The sequence below is a fragment of the Bacteroidia bacterium genome (assembly GCA_016218155.1).
Classification (GTDB): domain Bacteria; phylum Bacteroidota; class Bacteroidia; order Bacteroidales; family GWA2-32-17; genus GWA2-32-17.
The window spans coordinates 1-25,289 of the sequence record JACREQ010000093.1; the positions used below are offsets into that span (position 1 = coordinate 1).

Below are 25,289 nucleotides of genomic sequence, written 5' to 3' on the forward strand. Positions count from 1 at the left end.
AAATGTAACTATAAATGCAAACCCAGTAGCTACTGCAACTAGTAATAGTCCTGTTTGCGTTGGCAAACCTTTAACACTTACTGGTGGACCTAACGGAATGACTACATATTCATGGAGTGGACCATTAGCATATTCTAACAACACACAAAGTCCTACAGTTTCCGCTTCAGCTACAGCAGGAATGGCTGGTATATATACTATAACGGTAACTAATGGGAATGGCTGTACTTCTACAGCTACAACTAATGTTGTAATTAATGCTGTTCCTGTTGCTACAGCAACAAGCAATAGTCCTGTTTGTATCGGACAACCTCTAACTTTAACAGGTGGTCCTAACGGAATGACTACATATTCATGGAGTGGACCATTAGCATATTCTAACAACACACAAAGTCCGACAGTTTCTGCTTCAGCGACAGCCGGAATGGCTGGTATATATACTATAACGGTAACTAATGGGAATGGCTGTACTTCTACAGCTTCAACTAACGTAACTGTAAATGCATTACCTGTCGCTACAGCCACCAGTAATAGTCCTGTTTGTATCGGACAACCGTTAACTTTAACAGGTGGACCTAACGGAATGACTTCATATTCATGGAGTGGACCATTAGCATATTCTAATAATACACAAAGCCCTACAGTTTCGGCATCAGCGACAGCCGGAATGGCCGGTATATATACTATTACAGTTACTAATGGCAATGGATGTACTTCAACTGCTACAACTAATGTTGTAACTAATATGTTATCCTTAAGCGAAACCCATATAAACACTACTTGTTATAGTCTTTGTGACGGCTCGATTGATGTTGAAGTTTCAGGTGGAACAGCTCCTTACACTTATAATTGGACAGGACCTTTAGGATACAGCTCAACAAATTTAGACATTTCTGCTTTATGTGCCGGAGTTTATAATTTAACTGTTTCAGATATTTCGCTTTGCTCAGCTACAATTAGTGTTACAATAACAGAACCTACTGATATAACATTAAGTGAAATTCATGGTAATATAGCTCCTTGTTTTGGCTTAAGTAATGGTTGGATTACAGTTACAGCAATCGGAGGAACAGGTGTATACACTTACGACTGGTCTCCTGACGGCTCTGTTGGAGACGGAACTGCTACATATTCTTCACTTATTGCAGGAAGTTACACTGTTACTGTAAATGACATTCCTAACGGATGTTCAAAAGTATTAGGACCAATAGATATAATTCAACCACCTGATATTACTGTTGTTTCAGTAGATATTACTGATGCACTTTGTTTTGGAGGAAGTACCGGAGCATTTACAGTTCATGCATCAGGTGGAAGCCCGCCATATCAATATAATATCGGCACTGGATATACTACCGACAGCACTTTTACAAATCTTTTAGCTGGATCATATACAGTAACAGTAAGAGATGTTCCAGGGTGTACTACAACTCAATTAATAACAATTGGAGAACCAACTGTTTTAACTTCTACAATTTCCCAAACAGATCCGATTTGTACCGGAGTATGTAGTGGAACTGCAACTGTGACTCCGGCTGGAGGTACAGGAGTTTACACTTATATTTGGGATAATCCGGCACCAGCTCAAACTACTCAAACAGCAACAGGATTATGTGTGGGTCTTATAAATGTAACTATAACCGATTCTAATGGTTGTTCTACAACAAATAGCACAACAATAAATGCTCCATCATCATTTACAGCATCAATTTCTGACTCAAGTATGTCTTGTGGGAGTTTTCCAACTCTTGTTGCTGGTACAACTTTTCTTCCTGATGGTACAGGAGCATCATATACAACTACAATTAATCAAACAGATTTTGCTGCAGGATCGACTATTAACAGCATAAATGACATTTCATCTATTTGTTTAAATATGGAGCATTCATGGGCTGGTGATCTTGAAATTAAAATTACTTGTCCAAATAATCAGTCACAGATTCTGAAAACAGCATTTAGTGGCGGAGGAACCTATATTGGAGAACCTGTTTCATATAATTATCCTGATGATAGCAGCCATATTGTAATTCAAGGTGTAGGTTACGATTATTGTTTTGTAGGCTCTGGTGCGATGTTTGGTACAATGGGAGCAACTTCAAACACTTTTACTTATACTTATACAGATAATGCTTCAAATATTCACAATAACAGGTTTTACCTACCAGCAGGAACATATACACCTGATGAAGCATTTACGAATCTAATTGGCTGCCCAATAAATGGCAATTGGACGATTACAGTAACAGATAATATGGGTCAGGACAATGGTTATATTTTCTCATGGCAAATAAATTATGACCCATCAACGTATCCCACAAATTACTGTAACGGATCTGCTACTGTTACTGCAAATGGCGGTCAGGCTCCTTATACGTATTATTGGTCAAATGGAGCAACAACTCCAGCAGTAACTGATATTTGTTCTGGAAATTATTGTGTAACCATTACTGATTTTATTGGTTGTACGGCAACAACATGTGTTACTATCACTGATGTAAATCTTAATATTGACTCTTTCACTGTATCTAACCCTTCGTGTAACGGAGTTTGTAATGGCTCAATTACTGCTAATATTTCTGGTGGTTTTGCACCTATAACATATGCATGGTCTAATGGACAAGTAACACAAACAATTTCAAATTTATGCGCTGGGCAATATATTGTTACGGTAACAGAAGTCAATGGATGTACCGCAACTGATACAATTGATATTATTAATTCATATTCAGTTTCTACTTCTTTCCCTGCATTTACTAATGTTGCTTGTGGTAATACATGTACAGGATCATTAACAGTAGATGCAACAGGAGGTGGCACTTCGTATACATATACCTGGAATCCTAATGTTGGTTCTACTGCAACAATAAACAATTTATGTGCAGGTTTTTATTTTGTTACAGTTACTGATAATTTTGGATGTACTGATACTAATAATTTTGAAATTACAGACCCTTCTGATCTTGAATTAAGTTTAATTACATCAACTAACCCACTTTGTTTTGGAGATTGTAATGGCTCAGCAACATTATTAGCTTCTGGAGGTACTCCGCCTTATATAATTTCATGGCCTGGAGGGGGAACCGGAACTAACTTATGTGACGGTGATTATATTGTTACAGTAACAGACATTAATCTTTGTAGTGATCAACTTATTGTAAGTATGGTAGAACCACAACCACTGAGTTTTTCAACAACTATTACAGATCCTGTTTGTTTCGGAGATTGCAATGGAACTGCTACTGCGACAGTAATTGGTGGAACTTTACCGTATTCATATCAGTGGTGTAACGGTCAAAACACACAAACAGCAACTGGATTATGTGACGGAATTTGCAATGTTACAGTTTCAGATATTAATTCATGTATTGTTGCACCACAAACTGTAACAATAACAAATCCACCACAATTAACCGGAACACTAGACATAACTCAAAATATTACATGCTCAGGTTCTTGTAATGGCATACTAACTACTAATCATTCTGGCGGTGTAGCTCCTTTCACTTATATATGGTCTCCAAATATTACAGAAACTACACAAGCAGCTGATAGTCTTTGCGCCGGAACATACTTTGTTACAATTACAGATTTCAACGGCTGCTCTATAGTTGTTACACAAACTTTAAATCAACCTCAGGCTGTAACAGCAGTTATTACAGATTCCAGTCAGGTTGGTTGTCATGGCAACTGCTCAGGAACAGCAACAGTACTTGCAGGAGGAGGAACAGGACCTTATACTTACTTCTGGGAAGCAAACACAAATGGTTATAATCAAATTACAACTGTTGCAGATAGTCTTTGCGCTGGAACATTTACTGTTACAATAACTGATTTTAATTTATGTACTGCAATTGATAGCGTAACAATAATAGACACATCTAATTTATCACTTAGTTTGGTTTCATCAACAAATCCTTTATGTAATGGAAATTGTAATGGAGATATTACAGTTATCGCTTCAGGTGGATATCCAAATCTTATTTCTCCATTTTATACTTATACATGGAGTAATGATATTTTAAATAACCAGCCATTTGACAATGCACTTTGTTCAGGAAGTTACTTTATAACTGTTAGTGATGATAGTCTTTGTTCTAGAATCTTACAAGTTGATTTAATAGACCCTCCATTGTTAGCTGACTCAACGGGTTTAATTCCGATAACATGTTCTACACTTTGTGACGGTTCTGCAATTGTATTTCCATATGGAGGAACAGGTTCGTATAGTTATTTATGGGATGCAATTCCTTCACAGATTAATGATACTATTATTAATTTATGCCCGAACGTTTACCATGTAACTGTTAGTGACGCTAACAACTGTACTGTTGTTGACTCTGTCACTATAATTGCCCCTCCTGCTATATCTGCAAACATCACTATTGTTGATTCTATTGCTTGCCATAGTGATTGCAATGGTTCAATTTTAGCAAATGTAATTGGCGGAACACCACCTTATACTTACACATGGAATAACACATTAACAAATGACACATTATATGACCTTTGCGCCGGCATATACGATGTAACAGTTAAAGATGCTAATCTTTGCTCAACAATTGCAACTATTACACTCGGAGAACCTGATACATTACAAATCAGTTTTAATAATATAACACAAATTGCTTGTGGTCCTGGAAACTGTACAGGAACAGCAACAGCTGCTGTAATTGGAGGTTCTGCTCCTTACACTTACACTTGGAGTGCTAACACTGGAGGTCAAACAGATTCAACAGCAATAAATCTATGCGGAGATATTTATTCTGTTACAGCTACAGACACACATGGATGTACAATAGTTGGCACTGTTACAATTACAGATAATTCTACTCTTTCAATTTTTATTTCAGATACAAATCACGTTACATGTTCCGGTGCTTGTGACGGTAGCGCTGTGGTGTCTGCCTCTGGGGCAACACCTCCTTACACTTACATTTGGGACGATTCAGTACCAACAACAATTGACACTGTTATAAATCTTTGCCAAGGAACATATTATGTTACTGTTTATGATGCGAATTTATGTTCGAGAATTGATTCAGTTGTTATAACAAATGCAGCTGCTTTAACTGTATCAGATTCCATAATCCCAATTAGTTGTTCAGGATTATGTAATGCATCTATAAGTTTGATTCCTTCAGGTGGAACACCACCATACATTACATATCAATGGTCAATTGCTGGTGAAACAGATTCAATTGCAACAGGTCTTTGCCCAGGCACCTATTATTATACAGTAACTGACTTCAACAACTGTCAGTTTAATGATAGTGTTACTATAGTTGATCCAGGCAGTATGATGGCAAATATAACTGTCATAACTCCAATTCAATGCCATGGAGTGTGTACGGGAAGTTTGTTAACTTCTCCTTCAGGTTCATTAGGACCATATACCTATTTATGGTCTGACGGGCAAACAGATTCGCTTGCTATTAATTTATGTGGTGGAGAATTTCATGTTACAGTAACAGGACAGGGTGGATGCTTTGTTATTGACTCCATTAATTTCACTGAACCCGATTCAATCGTCATCACTTTTGACAACATTGTTCAGGTAAATTGCGGTGGTGATTCAACCGGATCTGTTACTGCTGTAGTTATAGGTGGTATACCATTATATAACTATCAATGGGATGCAAATGCACATAACGCAACAACAGCAATGATTGATTCCTTAAAAGCTAATTTATATTTTATTACAGTTACAGATGCTATTGGTTGTTCACAAATTTCCAGCTTTGAACTTACAGACACTTCTCAAATGGTTGTTTCTGTTGATTCTATGCTAGTATCATGTTATGGAAGAAATGATGGATGGGCTAAAGTAACAGCATCGGGTGGAACACCAACTTATTCTTATGACTGGGATCCAAACGGTTTTACCGGTGATGGAACAGATACATACTCAACATTAATTGCTGGAACATACATTGTTACTGTAAGTGATTTTAATTTATGCTCACGTGTTAAATTGATAAATATAACTCAACCTGACAGTATTTATATTTCAATTGTCGATAGCAGTTCCATAACTTGTGCTTCAGTTTGTAATGGTTCATTAACAGTTAATGTATTTGGTGGAACATCACCTTATACCTATCTGTGGAATAATAGTTCTATTGATACTATTGCATCTAATTTATGTGCAGGTATACAGCAATTAAACATCTCTGATTCACATAACTGTCAGGATAGTTTAACATATAACCTAATAAGTCCACCTGTAATTACAACAATTGTTACACCAGTAAGTGCACTTTGCAATAACAACGCAACTGATGGGGTTATTAACGTAATAGTAAGTGGTGGAGTTCCTCAATATTCCTTCCTATGGTCAAATGATAGTACCACACAAAATATTACAGGATTATTGGCAGGCAACTATTGGTTAACCATAACCGATTCGCTTGGTTGTATAAAAATTGATTCTGCAACTATAGGTGCAAGTATTATAGTTAATGCAACCGCAAGATGGGATTCTACTATTTGTTACGGCGACTCTGTTCAAATATTCGGGTTTGGCGGCGGAATATATTCATGGTCTCCATCAACAGGCTTAAATGATTCAAGCTTATTTAATCCATGGGCAAACCCACTTCAAACTACAACATATTACTTCACTGTTTGGGACAGTATCTGCTTTGATATTGATTCTGTAACCATTCAGGTTTACCCTCAAATTATTCTAGACGCTGGACCAGACCAAACAATACTTTCTGATCACAGCGCAACACTTACTGCAACATCACCAGAAACTCCATTATCTTATCTTTGGAATCCGACATTATGGCTAACTGACTCTGTAAATGCTACAACAATTGCAACGCCATTAGTAACAACAACCTATTATGTCTTTGCAACAAATTTAAATGGATGCGTAGAATCTGATTCCGTTACTATAACTGTTATTCCAAAAATTATTGTTCCAACAGGAATAACTCCAAACGGTGATGGCTCAAATGATGTCTGGATGATTGATTTTATTGATAGATTCCCGGATTGTGAAGTTGAAATTTATAACCGTTGGGGTGAAAAATTGTTTTATTCTAAGGGATACCCTGACAGTGAACGTTGGGATGGAACTTTTAAAGGAAAAGCATTACCAACCGGAACATATTATTATATTATAAATTTACATGATGAATTTGACACAAAACCATTAACAGGACCAATAACTATAATGAGATAATATGAAAAAGATTATTTATATATTATTCTTTGTTGTTATTGCTAATTTAAGTTATTCGCAACAATTGCCAATGTATAGTCAATATATGTTTAATGATTACGCATTTAATCCTGCAGTTGCAGGAACTAAAGATTACTATCAGGCAAAGTCTAACAACAGATACCAATGGATTGGTATAACAGATGCTCCAAGAACATATATTCTTAGTGTTTACGGACCACACAAAAGTAAGAACATGGGTTTTGGAGCAGTTATTTTTAACGATGTTACAGGTCCTACATCTCGTACTGGTCTTTACGGAAGCTATGCATATAATGTAAAAATTAAAGAGGATCTAAGATTCTCTTCAGGATTAAGTTTTGGTCTGCTTCAATACAAAATAGATGGCTCTAAAATTATTCTTCATGACCAAAATGATCAAACTTTATCAAATGGAATGTACGTTGATTATATGCCAGATGCTAGTTTAGGTTTATACCTTTATTCCTCAAAATATACTGTTGGGTTAGCATTTAATCAGTTGATGAATAACAATATAAAATTTAAAGAAGTAGAAGAACTTGGAATAAATAAAATTAAAAGTCATATTATGCTTTCAGGTTCATATTTGTATCAAATTAATTCTGACTTTGATATTGAACCTTCGTTACTAATTAAATTTGTTTCTCCTGCTCCAATTCAAGCAGAGCTAAATGCTAAAGTAACATATAAGAAAATGGTTTGGTTGGGATTTTCAGGTAGAACTAAAGACGCGCTATCTGTAATGGTTGGGTACAACTACAATGATCTTTTACTGTTTGGTTATTCATATGATATAACAACAACCAACCTTAAGAAATATAGCTCAGGTACTCACGAACTAATGATTGGTATTAGATTTAATAAATATAAACAATCTCAATCCAGAGCTAAAATTGAATAACATGCGATTTCTTTATTTTCTTATTGCTGTAACTTTATTATTAACAAATTGCACTAATAACCTAAAGGCGCCATCAGTTGTAATCCCTCAGGATTCAATGATTCAAATAATAGCTGAAATGCACGTTGCTGATGCAATGGTATTCTCACAAAAATTTCAAAATAACCCTAAAAAAATAAATTCTGAGAAATTTTATTCTGCAATTCTATTAAAACATAATATCAACGATTCTATTTTTGAAGAAAATCTAAACTATTTAAGTTGCGACACAGCTCAATTTAAAATAGTTTATGACAAAGTAATTGAACTATTAAATGTAATGCAGGCTAATATTATGAGTCAGGATACTACTGTAAAAAAATAATCTCATAAATGCGAAAAATTTCTGCTTCGTATATTTTTACAAGTACAGGTAACTTTATAAAAAATGGAATAATTGTAATAGATAGTAATGGGTTTGTAATCGACGTAATTGACACCCAAGGAGAACTCAAAGAAATAGCAACCCTTGAACATTATAATGGCATTCTTTGCCCTGGTTTTGTAAATGCACACTGTCACCTCGAGCTTTCAAACATGCATAAAATGCTGGATAAATCTGAAAACATTGCAGGATTTGTAAAGCAAATGATTGAAAAAAGAAAATTCACAAATTCAGATTCCGAACAATCTATTATTATTGCCGACAGGCAAATGAAAGAAAATGGAATAGTAGCTTGTGGTGATATTTCAAATACCGAAAAGAGTTTTAAAGTTAAAGCAAAGAGTAAAATTAATTATTACACATTTATTGAAGTACTGGGGCTTAATGAAAATGATGCTGAAAATATTATATCCAGTGCAAAAGAGATTGCTAACAAAGTGCTTGAAGAAAACGCTGGAAAATATTCCATTTCCCCTCATGCTTCTTATTCGTTATCTGTACCATTATTAAAAAAAGTAAAAGAAAATGCAGAATTAACAGGTTCTGTAATTTCATTTCACAATCAGGAATCAAAAGAAGAATCAGAGATTTTTGCTAATAAACCGAATAGTTTATCAAAGATTCTAGAAAATATTGGACTTAATAATAACACATTTCCAATTACTAATAAAAGTTCACTGGAGAGTTTATTACCATTTCTACCAACACAAAACAATATTTTACTTATTCACAATGTATTTACAAAAAAAGAAGATATTTCACTTGCTCAAAAACACTTTGCAAAACATTTCTGGGTTTTTTGTCCAAAATCAAATCTGTTTATCAGTAACAAACTACCTGACATTTCGCTATTCTTGGCAGACTCAGATAAAATTTGTATTGGAACTGACAGTCTTGCAAGCAATAACTCGCTTTCTATTATTGAGGAAATTACAACCCTTCAAACTAATTATCCTCAATTAAAACTTGAACAACTTTTACAATGGAGTACTATAAATGGTGCAAAAGCTTTAAAATTTGATGATAAACTTGGAAGTTTCGAAAAAGGCAAGAAGCCTGGTGTTAACTTAATTTTTAATATGGATTTACAAAACTTAAAATTAACAACAAGCACAGAAATTAAAGTAATTGCTTAGATTAATCCCTTCTCCCACTAAAAATTGATATATAATATAATAATGTTGCCAAAGAGGCTAATGCAGCAACAACATATGTATAAGCAGCCCATTTTAAAGCATCTTTTGCTTTTGGATAAGTTACAGAATTTGTAATTCCGCTATTTGTTAACCAAACAAGGGCACGGCTACTTGCATTAATTTCTACCGGAAGAGTAATAAAACTAAACAGAGTTGTTAATCCAAATAAAACAATTCCACCTAAAAGGAGATATGGGAAACTCTCTAACGCTAATACCCCACCTAAAAGAATCCACTGAACCCATTTTGAAGAGAAACTTACAACTGGAACTAACGCAGTTCTCATTTTTAAAAAAGAATAAGAATCAGCATGCTGTATGGCGTGACCACATTCGTGTGCAGCAACTGCTGCAGCCGCAACATTACGTCCATTATATACTTCGGGGCTCAGATTAACAGTTTTTTCAAGTGGGTTATAATGATCAGTTAATGATCCTGGCACTGAAATCACCTTTACATCAAGTACTCCACTTTCTCTTAACATTCTTTCTGCAACTTCCTTTCCACTTAAATTATTGTTTATAGGAATTTGAGAATAATTTTTAAATTTTGTTTTAAGCTGTAAACCAACTAAAAAGCTGATAAGCATAAAAACACCAAAAATAATCCAAATTGAAGGCATAATAATTTATTTTAATCTTACCCTCTATCCCAAACTATTTGCCAATATTTTTTTATGACTAAATGTCATAATACTTAAATAAAATAAAAAAGACCGACTTAATTTTAAGTACGGTCTTTTTACTTTAAAAACTTGTGAAAATATCTGGCTGTAATAATAAGACAATATAAACACGAAATGGTTGCCTAATAAATCTGCCTTATAACATGTTTGAAAACATAGTTATTAGCAAATATGCCATCACAGTTGAAATTACAATAATTGCTGAGGGCAAAATAACTTTTCTAACAAATATTGAATTCATAACTTTTGTTGTTAGGTTTACAATAAAGACTTATTATGAAAACTAAAGGTTGCCTTAGTTTATTGCAATCATGTTACAGAGCATGTTTTTAATGTATAATAAGGTTTTTACAAATTTTCTGTATTATTTCAATTATATCTTTAATTTTGTAGAAAAAACAAATTATATCTTATGAAGAAATTATTTTACATTTTTGCAATAATTGCAATAAGTTCTTTTTCTTTTTCCTGTGGAAATACAGAAAATAAAGAAAGTGATGGAAAAGATAGCCTAGCTTCTGAAATTGCAACCGTTGATTCATTTTTAGCAACGCCTGAAAAATGGGCTTTTAATGACATAACAATTACTGGAACAGTTTCTCATGTTTGCAGACATAGTGGCAAAAAGCTTTTTTTATTTGGCACAGATGCTAACAATACTGTAAAAGTTAATGCTGGTGGTGAGTCATCTTCTTTTGACGTAGCACTTGAGGGTAGCGATGTTGAAATAACAGGAAAAGTTATTGAAGATGCCAGAATTGATGAGAAATATTTAAATGACTGGGAAAATGAGATAAAAACTGCTGTTGATGACGGATCTATTAAAGTTTGTACAGCTGATGGTAAAGCATTAAACGGTCAGGGAAAAGCCACAGAAGAAAAAGCAGATAGTAATGCTGTTGCTGATCCTTATGCTGACGTAAAAGCAATGCGACAAAAACTAGCAGAAAGCGGAAAAACTTATATTGCAGTATATGCTATTGATTGTTTGACAATAAAAGAAATTAAAAAATAAGTTTTTAAACTTTTTACAATTTAAGAGGTCAATGCGAAAGTATTGACCTTTTTTTAATCTAATTTTAAATTATGACAAGTAACGGCACAAAAATTTTCAGAAAGTGGAACCGAATCATTCATCGCGATTTTGGATATTTCTTTTTTGGTATTACAGTTATTTATTGCATTTCCGGAATAGCAATAAATCATAAAGCAAACTGGAACCCCAACTATAACATAACGCAAAAGAATTTTAAAGTTGAACATCTGTTACCAAAAGAATATATTGACGAGGCTTTTGTTTTAGGAGTTTTAAAAACTTTGGGTGAAGAAGAAAACTATAAGAAGTTTTATTTCCCTTCAGAAAATGAGCTAAGAATATTTCTGAAAAATACCAGCTCGGCAACAATTAATCTTGACACAAAAACTGGATATATTGAGACTCTAAAAAAGCGTCCGTTTTTTTATGAGTTTAATTTTTTACATTATAATCCAGGTAAATGGTGGGTTTGGTTTTCTGATATTTATGCCGGAGCTTTAATATTAATTGCCATTTCAGGATTATTAATTATTAGTCAAGGACAAAACAGTTTATTAAGAAGAGGTATCTGGTTTGTTTTAGCTGGTCTTATTATACCTATTTTAGCAATATTCTTATTGTAGAATTACATATTTAAACACATATTATTGCAAAAAAAAATCCCCAAGCAAATGCATGGGGATTTTTCATTTTATAAATTATATCTTAGTGAACGATATTAATTTTCTCAGTAATTACTTTACTATCTGTAACAACTTTTACAAGATATTCACCTTTTGCTAATGATGTAACATCAATAACATTTTGGTTGCTGTAAGAAGCTACAACCTGACCTGCTAAATTATAAATTTCAACAGATTTAGCTGTTTTATTCATTACATAAAGAGTATTACTAACAGGATTTGGATATACAAATACATCTTTTGATAAAAGAGTAGCATTTGAAACTCCGGTTGGTCTGTCAATAACTAAACCAACAACAGGAACTGAGTTTGTTGTATACCATCCCCATGTTGTTCCAACTTTAATATAAATAATATCAGCCATAGCAGCATCTCCAGGGAAGTTACCATCAGCTAAAATTTTGATAGTATCGCGAGGAGCTGTTGTTACATTTAAATTCATTTGAATTGTTGCTGTTAAATAAGCAGGAGCTGTAACATTATAGAATGAAGTTAATGGAAGTGTTGCTACTTCTGGAGCTGCACCTGGTGTGTAAGGAGCTGTTTGAGCAACAACTGTACGAGCACCTGTTGTTAAATCAACGTTATATAATTTTCCAGTAATTGTTCCTGTACCATTTGCACCGTAAAGGAATACAAACATTGTATCAACTTTATCATCATTCATAAATAAATAATTACAGCCATATTCCATACCTGTAATTGCAGGAGCACCACTAGCTGCATAACTATAAGAAGTTAAATAAGTATTATAATTCATTGTTCTAGCATACATAGATGGATCTGTACTGAAATAAATTGAATCGCCAGCATTGTTTGCAGGAACTTCATCAGTTTGTGTTTGTGTTGCATACATTTTAAAACCGTAGTTTTTAGCATTTGCATTGTCTAAAGTTGCAACATATACCATTGTATCAGTTTGTCCAGATGGTTGTGAAGCAATAACAGTTGTACCTGTAATAGCATTAACAGCATCTTCAGCATGTAAAGTTACGTTTGTTTGAGCAGCTGAACCAGCGTTTACAACAGCTCCACAAAGATTTGCATCAGTTGCCTGAGTTAAAGGAGTAACCATATAGTATCCTGAACCACCAAAATCAGCATAAGTACCTAACACTTGAATATCATTAACTGATGAAACAACATCAGCTTCTGGACCAGTTACGTCATCAATACCAAGACCCATTCCGCCGTAATCAGATACGCCTCTGAATCTTACTTTAACTGTTCCGCCATTGTAAGCAGCTAAACTAGCGGTTTGTGTTACCCAACCTGAACTTGTTACGTTATAATTTGGTAAAGTTGCAAGAACGTTAGTTGTACTTGTTGTCCATGTGGTACCACCATCAGTAGAAAATTCAATATACAATTTTGCACCTGTCATTAAATAACTTGTATTTAATAAGTATAAATTTACTTTATATGATAAAGTATTACTAGCTGCGGTTGGATGTAAAACCGGAGTTACTAAAGTACCAGATGCATTATTTGGTAAATTAAAACAATCAAAATATGCAAAGTGACCTGTTGGTGTTGCAGCAGATTCATAAGCAACAACTGTTGCGTTACCGCTGTTATACCATGCTGTAGCAGCTGATGAGCTAGTTACTGCCCATGAAGCTGGTGGGAAAGAGATAATATCAAAGTTCTGACTTAATGTAGCATTAATGTCTTTTGACTGAGAAAGAACATTTGATACAGCAGGCTTTACAGCATTTTTTGATGTAATAGAAGGATCTGCCATTTTCTGAAAACTATGAACCTGCATTGTTTGAGCAAATGCGCCGCCTGCTACTAAAACCGCAAGCAATAAAGTGTAGATTTTTTTCATAATTACTTTTTTTTGGTTAAACATAAAATTTGTTTCAAAATTAAATAAAATTTCGAAATAGACTCCATCTTTTATATAAGGTTGCATTAAGATTTTGATTAAAAAATAAGCTTTATGCCCAAAAACATATTTTCTAATTTTTCTCTAAATATTCAATTGCAGATTTATAAACATTATCAATACTTAAGGCTACCGGATAAAAACCTTTATCATCAAATATATTTCTTATTATATACGCCTTAATATGAGCTCTTAACAACTCATTTGATTTGTTGATTTCTAGCTTATTTTCAACTAAACCATTTCTTTCTGCAAACTCAATAAACAGTTTTAACACATCAATTTTATTTAAATGCTCATCAAGTTGCTGCCATTTAGAAAATGTTTTTAAAAACTTTCTGTTATCATCTGTATAATCAAAAGCAAAGCGATAAATTAATGCAAGAGTAACAGCCTCCTTAAAATAGTTCGTAATATCAGTAGTGTCATTGGGAACAAAAATATCCGGCATAATACCACCACCACCATAAACTATTTTTCCTGCAGGAGTTTTAAATTTTAATGAATCAAATAATTTAATGCTATCTGCAAACTCTAATTCGCCATTATAATATCTATCTGTAATTTCTTCAAAGTAATTCATTGTACCATGATTATACGACCGTTGAATACACCTTCCTGTTGGTGTATAATATCTTGCAACAGTTAACCTCAACGACGAACCATCATTAAAAAAGACAGGTTCCTGCACTAAACCTTTTCCAAAAGATCTTCGGCCAATTATTGTCCCTCTGTCATTATCCTGTATTGCACCTGCAAAAATTTCACTTGCCGAAGCTGACCATTCATCAATTAATACAACTACTTTTTCATCATGGCAATTTCCATATGAAGTTGCAAAAGTATTTTGTTTTGGTTTAGTCCTTCCTTTAGTATAAACAATAAGACTTCCTTCTTTTAAAAATTCATCCGCAAGATTTGTTGCTGCATCAAGATATCCACCACCATTTCCACGTAAATCAACAATTATTTTTTTCATCCCTTTTGCTTTCAGAGCATCCACAGCATTATGAAATTCGTTAGTTGTAGTTCTTGCAAATTTACTTACTTTAATATACCCTATATCATTCTTTACCATAAACGATGCGTCTACACTTACCAATGGAATTTTATCGCGTGTAATCTCGAAAGGGATTAAGTTTTTAGTGTTATTTCTTTTTACTGAGATTTTAACTTTTGTTCCCTTTTTTCCTTTCAATTTCTTCATAACATCAGAATTTGAAATTTTAACACCGGCAACTAAGGTATCGTTAATTTTTACTATTCTATCGCCACCAATAATACCTCTTCGTTCCGAAGGACCCCCAGCAATTGTATTTACTACAATTATTGTGTCTTTCTGAATATTAAACTCAACTCCGATTCCATCAAATTCACCCTCCAAAGGATCATTTATTTCGTTAAATTCTGATGCAGGAATATACACTGAATGGGGATCAAGGTTTTCTAAAATTGCAGGAATTGACAATTCAACCAAGTCATCTTTTGAAACTGAGTCAACATATTCTTCCTGAATATAACCTAAAATTGCATCCAGCTTATTAGTTATAGGCATGTTATGAATAAAAACAGCTTTGCCACCAGGTAAATAATGTCCGGCTAGCATACCACCCGCAAACATAACACTCAGAATAATTGGCAGATATATATAAAGGCGTTTATTTTTAATCGACATAATTTCTATTCTTCAAAAGGAATATGAATAATCTCCACTTTTGCTTTGGTAAGGAGTTCCAACCCCTCTACATTATGATATTTTTCGCTAAATACTACTCTTGAAATACCTGACTGAATTATTAATTTTGAACATTCAACACATGGTGAAGTTGTTATATATAAAGTTGCTCCCTGACTGCTATTATTAGACTTAGCAACTTTTGTAATAGCGTTAGCTTCAGCATGTAAGACATAAGGATACGTTACATTATTTTGGTCTTCACATTTATTTTCAAAACCAGACGGAGTACCATTATAACCGTCTGAGATAATCATTTTATCTCTAACTATCAGCGCACCAACTTTTCTACGAATACAATAACTGTTCTCAGCCCATATATTGGCCATCTGAAGATATCGCTTATCCAGAACTAACTGCTTATCATCAGCTTTAAGAGTTTCTTTCAACTTATTCATGCAACAAAATTAATAAAAAAACCCTCCATTTTTAGGTTTTTATATCTTAACTATCAAAGTAAAATATTAAATATCTTTAAATTTAGAATATTTTGCTAATTTAATAACCGTATCTTCATGCATAATCCACCACCACAAGCAAGTTTAAAAGAAAGTGAATCCATTGCACGTATTTTAGATTCTGATATCACCATCGATTCCGGATTTTTTTCATAATGTGCATCTTCTCCATCTTCATATATTACTGCTTTGTATAATTTGTTATTTTCCAGAAATGAAAATGAAATATTTAGTTCCCGTTTTTCTTCATTTGTTATAGCTCCGATATACCAATCGTTGGCTTTCCTTCGGGCAATAATTATATATTCTCCGATAGATGCTTCTATTACTTTTGTTTCATCCCATGTAGTTGGCAAGTCTTTTATAAAAGAAAATGCCTTATTTCCATCGTAATTTTCAGGTAAATCTGATGCCATCTGAAGCGGACTATAAAGCACCAGCATTAATGCAAGTTGATTTGTTATTGTACTATGAACAGAAGTATTTCCATTGTCTAAAGAATTCCATTTTTTTCTTTCTGATGCATGTTTTGATAAATCTATATCAAAAATTCCCGGAGTATAATCCATAGGACCGGCAATTCCTCTGGTAAAAGGCAAAATACAGGTATGTGATGGTGGATTACCTTCGCTCCAGGCATTCCACTCCATACCACGAACACCTTCTGCAGTCATTAAATTTGGGAATGTTCGGCTTAAACCAGAAAGTATAATCGGCTCATGTACATCAAGCATTAATTTATATTTTGCTGCTAATTCCATTACTTTATTGTAATGCTGAACCATACATTGTCCGTGATGATTTTCACCAACGGGTACAACAGGACCGGCATATCCTGTCTTTACAACATTTACACCCAGCTTCTGATATAAAGCAAACGCCTCTTCAATATGCCTTTCGTAAGATTTTGTATCACCACCTGTTTCGTGATGACCTATTATTTCGACGCCTTTAGATTTTGCATATTTAACAACTTCCACAATATCGAAATCTTTGTAAGGTGTTACAAAATCGAATGCATCGCTTTTACCCCAATTTTCCCAGCCAGTATTCCAACCTTCTATGAGTACTCCTTTTACATTATGTTTTGCAGCAAAATCTATATATCGTTTTGCATTTTCAATTGTTGCACCATGTTTATCCCCCATATACCATTGTGAAATCCCTAAGTGCATTTCCCACCATATTCCCAAATAAGTCATAGGTTTAATCCACGAAAAATCTGTAAATTCTGAAGAGTCATTTAAATTCAATATGAGATTTGATTCGATCAAGCCACCGGGTTTATTTGTTACAATTATTGCACGCCACGGTGAAAGCATTGGAGTACATGTTTTAACAAGGTCTCCATCTGCCCATGGGACTAAATTTACTTTATATTTTTGATCCTCATCTTTTTCTCTTTTCAAAGTCATTGTTGAATAATTATCAATATCAGCTTCATGAACCGACAAATAAATATTATCTGATCTCCTTATTGTAAAAGGTGTAGCAACATGGGTTGCGCTATCTAAAGGGGTATGATAAAACAATTTTTCCAATGTGTTATAATCAGCCCAACTCCACCAACAATCGTATTTTCCTTTAAAACAAATTCTGCTCTCTTCAGATGTTATAACAAAATCCTTAAGAGATGACTGAACCGGAATCTCATATCTGAATGCAAAACCATCATTATAAACCCTGAAAAAAATATTTAACAACCTACTATTAGAAATCTCTTTAAGTTCAATTTTAATTTCATTATATTCGTTTTTTATTATTGACGACTGCCCCCATACAGGTTTCCAGTATTCGTTAAAATAATTTGTTTTACATTTAATTAACCTAAATCTCATTAAACTATCGTTTCCCTTTAACACAAACCCAAGTGAAGAATTTTTTATTATTGTATCTCCATTAAATAAAAGATTCCAATAAGCCGTTCCATCTTGCCTAAGAATAAATTTAGATTCTAAAACTTTTGAAGGGGAATAAACTGATTGTGTAAATTCTCTTGCAATAATTTTACTTGAAATTAATAATACTAAAGTGCTTATTAAATAACTTCTAGTTAAAATATTTTTAATTATTCTCATTCTGTGAAAATAGCTTTTCTATCTTATTCTGCAAAATTTTATTTTTTATTAATACATCCCTTATTTCAAAACAAACTTAAAATTTGGTTATATGTAATTATTTATTTATTTTTATAATTGTATTTGCGATTCTTAAAAATCTTACAAGTAGATTTTCACATTAAAAAAATTATTTAAAGTATTTATTAAAAAAACAGGCAATGAAAAATATTATTATTCTTATTTGTATGTGCATGTTTATTTTAAATTTTACGAGCTGTGAGCCTAAGGAATATATTTATTATTATGAAGATCAGGAGAATATTCAGAATAAAGTAACAGAAGTTCCTTTTAAAGCAAATGATTTTAGGCTTAAACTCGACTTAGGAACCGACTCCATAATTGTAGATAAAGAAAAAGCTGCACCTATTTCAGTCAAATTAGTCTTTATTGGTCAACACCAATATTACCCACCAAATTTAAGATTTGAAGTTTTTGTTAACAATAAACAAATAAAGTTGGCAGATACTATCTGTTATAATATAACTACAGTATTAGACGACCACGTTACTTATTTTAAAGACAGTTCTACCATTTTAAATATTCCCGAGATAATTTCAAAATTAAAAAAAGAAAAAAACCTGCCGGCAGATTTAAATTATTTTAGTGTTGTTAGTGCTTATCAAAGGTATTATATAGGTAACACTACAAACCCCGACACAATTAATGTTCTAATTAAAACATTTTGGGATACCGGAAAAAGCATTACAGAAAAAAAGTATATTCTAAAAAAAGTCGAAAATAAGAAGGAGGAATACAATTTACCAATTCGTCCATTTGGTTGAATTCATTAATAATAAATATTTTTTTAAATGAAACGCATAATTATTTGTTTATTAATATCAACACCAAAGCTCATAATTGCACAAGACACAATCGTTTATGACACTCTTTTTAATAATAACGAATCAAATAAAAAATTTGAAATAATAAAATCGAGTGGTAAAATTATTAACGGGTTAAAAATTGGCTTATGGAAATCGTATTACGATAATGGTATGTTAAAAGAACAGGGAGAATTTACCATACTTTTAAAAAAGGATATTATAATAATTAATCATCAAGATTGCAATGAATGCGTTATTGATGAGAAAACAATGCGCAATAATTTTAATGAAGAATATAGTATTGAAACAGGCAACTGGACATATTATTATAAAAATGGCAAAATTATGCAATCCGGCACTTATCTCCCAATTTGGAAAATTGACATTCGATGGGCAGAAATTGTAAAGGATGATGGTTCAATAGAAAATATTTCATCAGGTATTCCTGTTTATCCACAGGCAATGCAAACAGGTATTTGGATGTACTATGATGAATATGGTAATTTAACAGATAAAACAACATATGTAGAAGGACAATCGATTGAAAACACAAATAATTAAAATTTCTCCTAACAATAATAAAAATTATAAAATCATGAATACATTTTTTAATTTCAAATATTTATTCGCAACAATTGTTATAGCAATGTGCCCGTATTTAATATTAGCTCAAATTAAAATGGAGTTTTCTTCAAAACCTTTCTCAAAAGGAGGTGCTGAACAAAAAGAATTTACATGGAATACACCAATATATGGTAAAATAAGTATTAATAAACCTTTAAAAAATTATGCAAAAAAGATAGATGCCTATGCAATGGAAAAACTTCATATAAGTGGAGTTTATTCATCGTATATATCATTGTATTGTATTCCAACTGATGAAGATATTGACAGACGTACAAATGTTGAAATAACATTATATCTTACAAATTCTGAATTAGAAAAAAATGAAATTAACCTTGACATAATGCCAGTCGAAACAGAGGCCACCACTTTTTATGGTACAGGCTTTAGCGATGAGTTGGCAAGAATGGGCATTGTTCAATACGATCCAGAAACTGAAAAAACTGTTGGAAAAAAGACTGAATTCAAAATATACTTACATGAAGATTTACCCTCAGTTTCACAAGAAGAAATTGGTACAAAGAATGGCAGAATTGTACTTGCAAGTGGCATATACAATACGTTGGGCAGTATTACTATTGACTATACCACTGTTACAGACAGTAGAGAGGTTGGAGACTGGAAAGATAGATGCACCGCAATAACAGATAGTATTCAATCCAAATACAACAAGTAGTATTAAACAAAAAATAGAAAACACTAATTAAAAATCAACAATCATGAAAACTAAAACAAAACAGATTTTTACAATTATAGCTCTGATTGCTATTCAGTTTAGCATGCAAGCTCAAAACAGAATGATTTTTTCTTCAAAACCTTTTTCGCAGGGTGGAGCTGAGCAAAAAGAGTTTAAGGCAAATTCACCCATTTATGCAAGAATAATATTAGAAAAGCCATTAAAATCATATTGTACAAATCCATCAAAAAAAATGGATAATGTTCCTGTTGGTTACGCTCGAAAATTTTGCATTATGCCAACAAACAGAAACGAAAATGATGAAGAAGCATTTGACGAAATATTTAGCAACAACTATATAATTCACTTAACTTTTTCTGATTTAGAAAAAAGCTTTATCGATTTTGATGTAATGCCTAGTAATGAAGATGCAACAACTATTTATTCTGATTGGGAAGCACTTTATTGGTCGTTTGCTAAATCTGATTTAGAACTTGGTAAAAAATCTCATTTTGCAATTAAAGTTTATTCTGAATATAACGAAAGTAATGCTGAGATAACCGGATTACAGTCATTAGGTGATTTATATATTGATTATTCTGGTTCAACTGTAGAAACTCAGGAAAAATGGTATGAACAATGCAAAAAAGCCAGCGAAAATGCTAGAGCAAACGGTTTAAAAAATGTAAGCAAAAATGCTGCTATCGAAGCTTCTAAACTTCCTCTTCCTTCATGTTTCTCTAAAGGAAATAATCCTGGATATCAGAACCCTGAAAATTCAACAGCTAAAATTACAGCTCTGATAAAACAAAAATATGGCATTACTGAGGTTTTAAAACTAACTTTTGATAAAGCCGATGGTGTAGATGATTTTAGAACTTTAGTTGATGCCAACACAAATATAGCAACTTGCAAAATGGGTAACCATGTATTTTATTTTGCTTTCAAAGATAAAGATGGTACATACAGATTTGCCGGAGGAGTTTTAATAAAGGATCATATTGGTCTTGGAAAATTCGGAGAAACATATATTAAAGATTATTCCCCTATTCAGGGAGATGAGAAATATCCTTTAGATGTTGTAAGAGATGGACAGGGAACTTATGGTGTTTTTTATTTTGATGGCTCTAAATTAAAATAAGTGTTTATGCAATAAAAACAAAAAGCCTTGAGAGTAATTAAACTTCAAGGCTTACTGTTCTTAATCTGTACCCGGAGCCGGAATTACCTTATTATTAGCAACATAAGTATATCTTATGCTTAAAGTTTGTCTCAATGGTAAAAAATTTTGAAACTGTAAAAAGTCATCGAAGACAAATAAGAGAAAAAGACGAAAAAATAATTTATCCCCCGAGTCGTCCCCTATTTTTTTATTCCAAAAAAAGATTGGATTTTAGCCACTGAATTTAAAATATTTAGTCTATGGCAGAAGTCTCTTTTTTTCAAACAACCCAATGAAAATAGGCAAACATTGATCTACTTGGTCTATACTTTTGGGTATTATGAAAATGAATATTCAACAAAGTGCAAAAGTTATAAAAGATTAAAATTATCCACAGGAGAAAAAATACATCCAAAATACTGGAATAAAGAGAAAAATAGAGCAAGAACAACAAGTAGTTTTCCAGAAGGCACAGAATTAAATGCAAGATTGGATCAACTCGACCATGCTATTAGAGAAACTCATATTCGACTAAAAAGAAAAGGAATAAAAGCAACACCGGATAAATTAAAAGATGAATTACCAAAAACATTAGGTGAGAACAAGGAAAATAATGGTATTACATTGTTTAGGTTCTTTGAAAATGTTATTGCCCAAGGGAAAGACCAAAAGCAAAGTCCAAGGACACTAAAGAATTATAGGTGTACTTTAAATCATGTTCTTCGTTTTTGCAAAGAAGAAAGAAAGGAATACCACTTTGAAGATATAGATTTCATTTTCTATGACAAATTCATGAAATACCTTAATGATAACACACCATTTGCTCCAAATTCAGTTGGAAAACACGTGTCAGTGATTAAAGCAATACTGAATAAAGCTGTAGAAAGAAAATACACGAATAATCTTGAATATAAAGGATTCAAAGTACCGTATGAAGAACCTGATATGATTTATTTAAATGAAGAAGAATTAACAAGAATACAAAATTTGAATTTAAACAACAATAAAAGGCTTGACCGTATTAGAGATTTGTTTTTGATCGGCTGTTATACTGGACTAAGGTTTTCTGATTTTACACAGATTGATGAAAACAACATTAAAAAGGATGGAAATAATTATGTCTTACAAATTAAAACACAAAAAACAAATCAGGTTGTAGTAATACCATTAAAATCTATTATTGTAAACATATTACAAAAATACAATTACAATATACCTAACCATATTTCCAATCAAAAAATGAACTCATATTTGAAGGAACTAGGAAAGTTAGCTGAAATTAATGAAAATATAACTATTTACAAGACAAGAAATAATGAAAGGACTAAAGAAATACTCAAAAAGTGGGAACTGATCTGTACTCATACAGCAAGAAGAAGCTTTGCAACCAATGCTTATAAATCATCACCAGACCTCTCATACAAATTGATGAAAATTACTGGACATAAAACAGAGCGAAATTTTTTACGATATATAAGAATTAATTCCGAAGAAAATGCAAAATTATTAATGGACTCTCCATTTTTTAAATAATTACTTTTAAATCTTTTCAACAGAGATAAGTCTCTGAACACACCCACAGGAAAAAATTTTATTAACCAAGTTTCTACTGTCATTCTCGTGACAGTTTTTTTCATTTTCTGCTATAAGTATATAAAAATGATTAAAAACAGACAAAACTCTGTTTTTGGATTATAAAAGTCACTGGTTGAATAATTATAAAAAACAAGAAAATGAAAAATGTTATACTAAGAGAAATTACTTTACAAGAATTTCAGGACATGATTTCTGAATCTGTTAAATTGCAATTGCAGGTAATTGTGCCTTTGTTACAACAAAATGTATATTATCTGTCTAGTAAGGAGGTTGCGGCAGAATTAAAGGTGTCTAAGCCTACTGTCCTTAAATGGGCAAAAATGGGGATTCTTATAAAACATCGCATTGGTTCAAGGGTTTTCTTTGAGCGCACACAAGTAATGAAAGCTGTAAAGGCAGTAAATACAATAAAATATAAACGTGAAATTAATTTTCAATATGAAAATAAGCTAGAACAATAAAATATCTCTGGTTATAAGGAATATTCTGGTTACTCCAGAACTACCGATTGTAAAATTGAAATTGTAGTATTAATTATTAAAATTTTTTAAAATGGAAAGAAAAAAAAATGAGCAATTGCTCAAAGAAATTCGTGATATTTTTCATGATGAATTTCAGAAAATTTTACCCTTCATTAAAGGTAAAATAATGTTACTTACAAGTAAAGAAGTTGCCCTAGCTTATAACATTGATCAAAGACAACTTAAAAAATTAGTAAAAGAGGGATTTCTTATAAAGTACAAACTTGGAAATGATGAATATTATAGTTGTTGGGAAGTCTTTAATAGGGGTGATGATCTTCAAAAAGCTTTAAATAGCAATAAAAAACGATTCTATTACTCTACGGAAATTAATTTAGATAAAGCGGTAGCTTTCATTACTGACTCATCATTATGATTGATCGCATTTCCATTCGTTCTAATCTCCTGCCAGAAGCTGATTATGATAGGCTTCTGGCTCTATATTCTTTTGTTGCAACTATAGATGCTAATACAATAAAATTCAATATTTATCCTGTTGGAAATAAAAACCCTATTAGTGTTTGTTTGAAAAAGGAGCACAAGGGATACATAAGAATCACATTCAACGCAAGGAAACTATGGTTTGGGGCAAAATCATTGTTAGACCTGAACTTACAACAATTTAAGGAGTCTGTTTTTCGATTGGCAAACTGTTTGAATCTGAAACTATCTTTTATTCTGAATGCTGATGTAATTAAAATCGAAATAGGAGCAAATATAAAAATGCCTGAACACAGTAGCTCTGTTTTTCCATTTATTGCAGGTCATAAGTATCTCCAATCTGTTACTTATCCTAATGCGATCTATCGGAAAGGGACACAATATACTTTGATAATCTATGACAAACTCAATGAACGCCAATATGGGAAAAGAGTTTACAATAAAAATCTTCAAGAGAGGTTTAATATTCTGAGATTTGAAGCACGTCTTTTCTACCAACATCCACTTATACATCGCATGACTGTACAGGATGTTTTCAGAAACTGGAATAGTTTAATAGATTTTTGGATTCGTCAATTTTATTGTGAAATAACATATATTAACCAACCTGTATTTGACTTAAAAAAATGCACAGCAAAAGACTTTAAAAATTACTGTTTTTTCAGGGGAATTTGTTGTAATGATAATGAACTTCTTTTCGGATTAAAAAATACTTCATTCTCTCCCAAGGCAAGAAACAGAATAAAATCTCAATTTGAAAAAGCTAATTCAAAATATAATAATGGTGATTCAATTTCAGGGCTAATTCCGGGAACGGTGTTTATTGTGGGTGAGTCTTATAAAAATTAGAAAGATATTATTCTTAAAGAATTCCTTAAAAAGGGATATGTATAATAGAAAATCAGGAGCACGCATTCAACCTTTCAGGTTTCATTTACGCTCCTGATTTTCTATTATACACAACACATAATTATTTCAAGTTATATCTCATTTCAGATTTTCAAAATTCAAACAACTACAATTGTTTTAATCAATTTTAATCTTTGAATTAATAAAAGGGTCAACTCGATTTTTTCAGGTCATTAACATTTCAAATAATGTGATAT

Annotated in this window: 19 protein-coding genes; 14 read left to right on the plus strand and 5 right to left on the minus strand. The window is 32.4% G+C overall.

From position 1 onward, the window contains the following. The 4 genes from HY951_15280 to HY951_15295 all read left to right on the plus strand — a co-directional run. A partial coding sequence (locus HY951_15280; protein MBI5541426.1) for a gliding motility-associated C-terminal domain-containing protein occupies positions 1-7,189 on the plus strand: 7,189 nt, incomplete at its 5' end. 1 nt (position 7,190) lies between these two features. Further along, the gene (locus tag HY951_15285) at positions 7,191-8,111 is read left to right on the plus strand and encodes a type IX secretion system membrane protein PorP/SprF (GenBank protein ID MBI5541427.1); all 921 of its coding nucleotides are present in this window, start codon (positions 7,191-7,193) and stop codon (positions 8,109-8,111) included. A 1-nt stretch (position 8,112) separates the two neighbouring features. Further along, positions 8,113-8,475 carry a DUF4296 domain-containing protein gene (locus HY951_15290; protein ID MBI5541428.1) on the plus strand — a complete coding sequence of 121 codons (363 nt, stop codon included), beginning with the start codon at positions 8,113-8,115 and terminating at the stop codon, positions 8,473-8,475. Positions 8,476-8,483: 8 nt separating this feature from the next. Continuing rightward, complete coding sequence (locus HY951_15295; GenBank protein MBI5541429.1) at positions 8,484-9,671, plus strand: amidohydrolase family protein; 1,188 nt, start codon at positions 8,484-8,486, stop codon at positions 9,669-9,671. A 1-nt stretch (position 9,672) separates the two neighbouring features. Here the strand turns inward: HY951_15295 and HY951_15300 are convergent, their stop codons facing one another. Further along, positions 9,673-10,353: a zinc metallopeptidase gene (locus HY951_15300; GenBank protein ID MBI5541430.1), complete on the minus strand. Its 681-nt coding sequence runs from the start codon at positions 10,351-10,353 to the stop codon at positions 9,673-9,675. Positions 10,354-10,828: 475 nt separating this feature from the next. Here HY951_15300 and HY951_15305 point away from each other — a divergent pair, with 475 nt between their 5' ends. Then, on the plus strand, positions 10,829-11,431 hold the full coding sequence (locus HY951_15305; GenBank protein MBI5541431.1) for a hypothetical protein: 603 nt from the start codon (positions 10,829-10,831) through the stop codon (positions 11,429-11,431). A 71-nt stretch (positions 11,432-11,502) separates the two neighbouring features. Further along, positions 11,503-12,075: a PepSY-associated TM helix domain-containing protein gene (locus HY951_15310; protein ID MBI5541432.1), complete on the plus strand. Its 573-nt coding sequence runs from the start codon at positions 11,503-11,505 to the stop codon at positions 12,073-12,075. Between the two features lie 82 nt (positions 12,076-12,157). On the opposite strand, the gene HY951_15315 is transcribed toward HY951_15310, so the two are convergent. The 4 genes from HY951_15315 to HY951_15330 form a co-directional block, all read right to left on the minus strand. Continuing rightward, entirely contained in the window at positions 12,158-13,966 is a 1,809-nt protein-coding gene (locus HY951_15315; GenBank protein ID MBI5541433.1) for a T9SS type A sorting domain-containing protein, read from the minus strand. Positions 13,967-14,099: 133 nt separating this feature from the next. Beyond that, on the minus strand, positions 14,100-15,701 hold the full coding sequence (locus HY951_15320; protein ID MBI5541434.1) for a S41 family peptidase: 1,602 nt from the start codon (positions 15,699-15,701) through the stop codon (positions 14,100-14,102). Between the two features lie 5 nt (positions 15,702-15,706). Then, complete coding sequence (locus HY951_15325; protein ID MBI5541435.1) at positions 15,707-16,159, minus strand: dCMP deaminase family protein; 453 nt, start codon at positions 16,157-16,159, stop codon at positions 15,707-15,709. A 95-nt stretch (positions 16,160-16,254) separates the two neighbouring features. After that, positions 16,255-18,297, minus strand: a complete 2,043-nt coding sequence (locus HY951_15330) for a glycoside hydrolase family 97 protein (GenBank protein MBI5541436.1) — start codon at positions 18,295-18,297, stop codon at positions 16,255-16,257. 200 nt (positions 18,298-18,497) lie between these two features. On the opposite strand from HY951_15330, the gene HY951_15335 reads away from it, so the two are divergent. From HY951_15335 to HY951_15370, 8 genes are all read left to right on the plus strand, one after another. Further along, on the plus strand, positions 18,498-19,121 hold the full coding sequence (locus HY951_15335; protein MBI5541437.1) for a hypothetical protein: 624 nt from the start codon (positions 18,498-18,500) through the stop codon (positions 19,119-19,121). 27 nt (positions 19,122-19,148) lie between these two features. Continuing rightward, complete coding sequence (locus HY951_15340; protein ID MBI5541438.1) at positions 19,149-19,724, plus strand: hypothetical protein; 576 nt, start codon at positions 19,149-19,151, stop codon at positions 19,722-19,724. A 34-nt stretch (positions 19,725-19,758) separates the two neighbouring features. Beyond that, complete coding sequence (locus tag HY951_15345; protein ID MBI5541439.1) at positions 19,759-20,463, plus strand: hypothetical protein; 705 nt, start codon at positions 19,759-19,761, stop codon at positions 20,461-20,463. A gap of 43 nt (positions 20,464-20,506) precedes the next feature. After that, on the plus strand, positions 20,507-21,604 hold the full coding sequence (locus HY951_15350; protein ID MBI5541440.1) for a hypothetical protein: 1,098 nt from the start codon (positions 20,507-20,509) through the stop codon (positions 21,602-21,604). 339 nt (positions 21,605-21,943) lie between these two features. Further along, complete coding sequence (locus HY951_15355; protein MBI5541441.1) at positions 21,944-23,158, plus strand: site-specific integrase; 1,215 nt, start codon at positions 21,944-21,946, stop codon at positions 23,156-23,158. Between the two features lie 200 nt (positions 23,159-23,358). Next, on the plus strand, positions 23,359-23,682 hold the full coding sequence (locus tag HY951_15360) for a helix-turn-helix domain-containing protein (GenBank protein ID MBI5541442.1): 324 nt from the start codon (positions 23,359-23,361) through the stop codon (positions 23,680-23,682). 91 nt (positions 23,683-23,773) lie between these two features. Further along, on the plus strand, positions 23,774-24,118 hold the full coding sequence (locus tag HY951_15365; GenBank protein ID MBI5541443.1) for a hypothetical protein: 345 nt from the start codon (positions 23,774-23,776) through the stop codon (positions 24,116-24,118). Further along, positions 24,115-25,032 (plus strand): hypothetical protein, encoded by a 918-nt coding sequence (locus tag HY951_15370; GenBank protein ID MBI5541444.1) that lies wholly within the window; start codon positions 24,115-24,117, stop codon positions 25,030-25,032. Before HY951_15365 ends, HY951_15370 begins: the two co-directional genes overlap by 4 nt. Positions 25,033-25,289 lie beyond the last annotated feature (257 nt).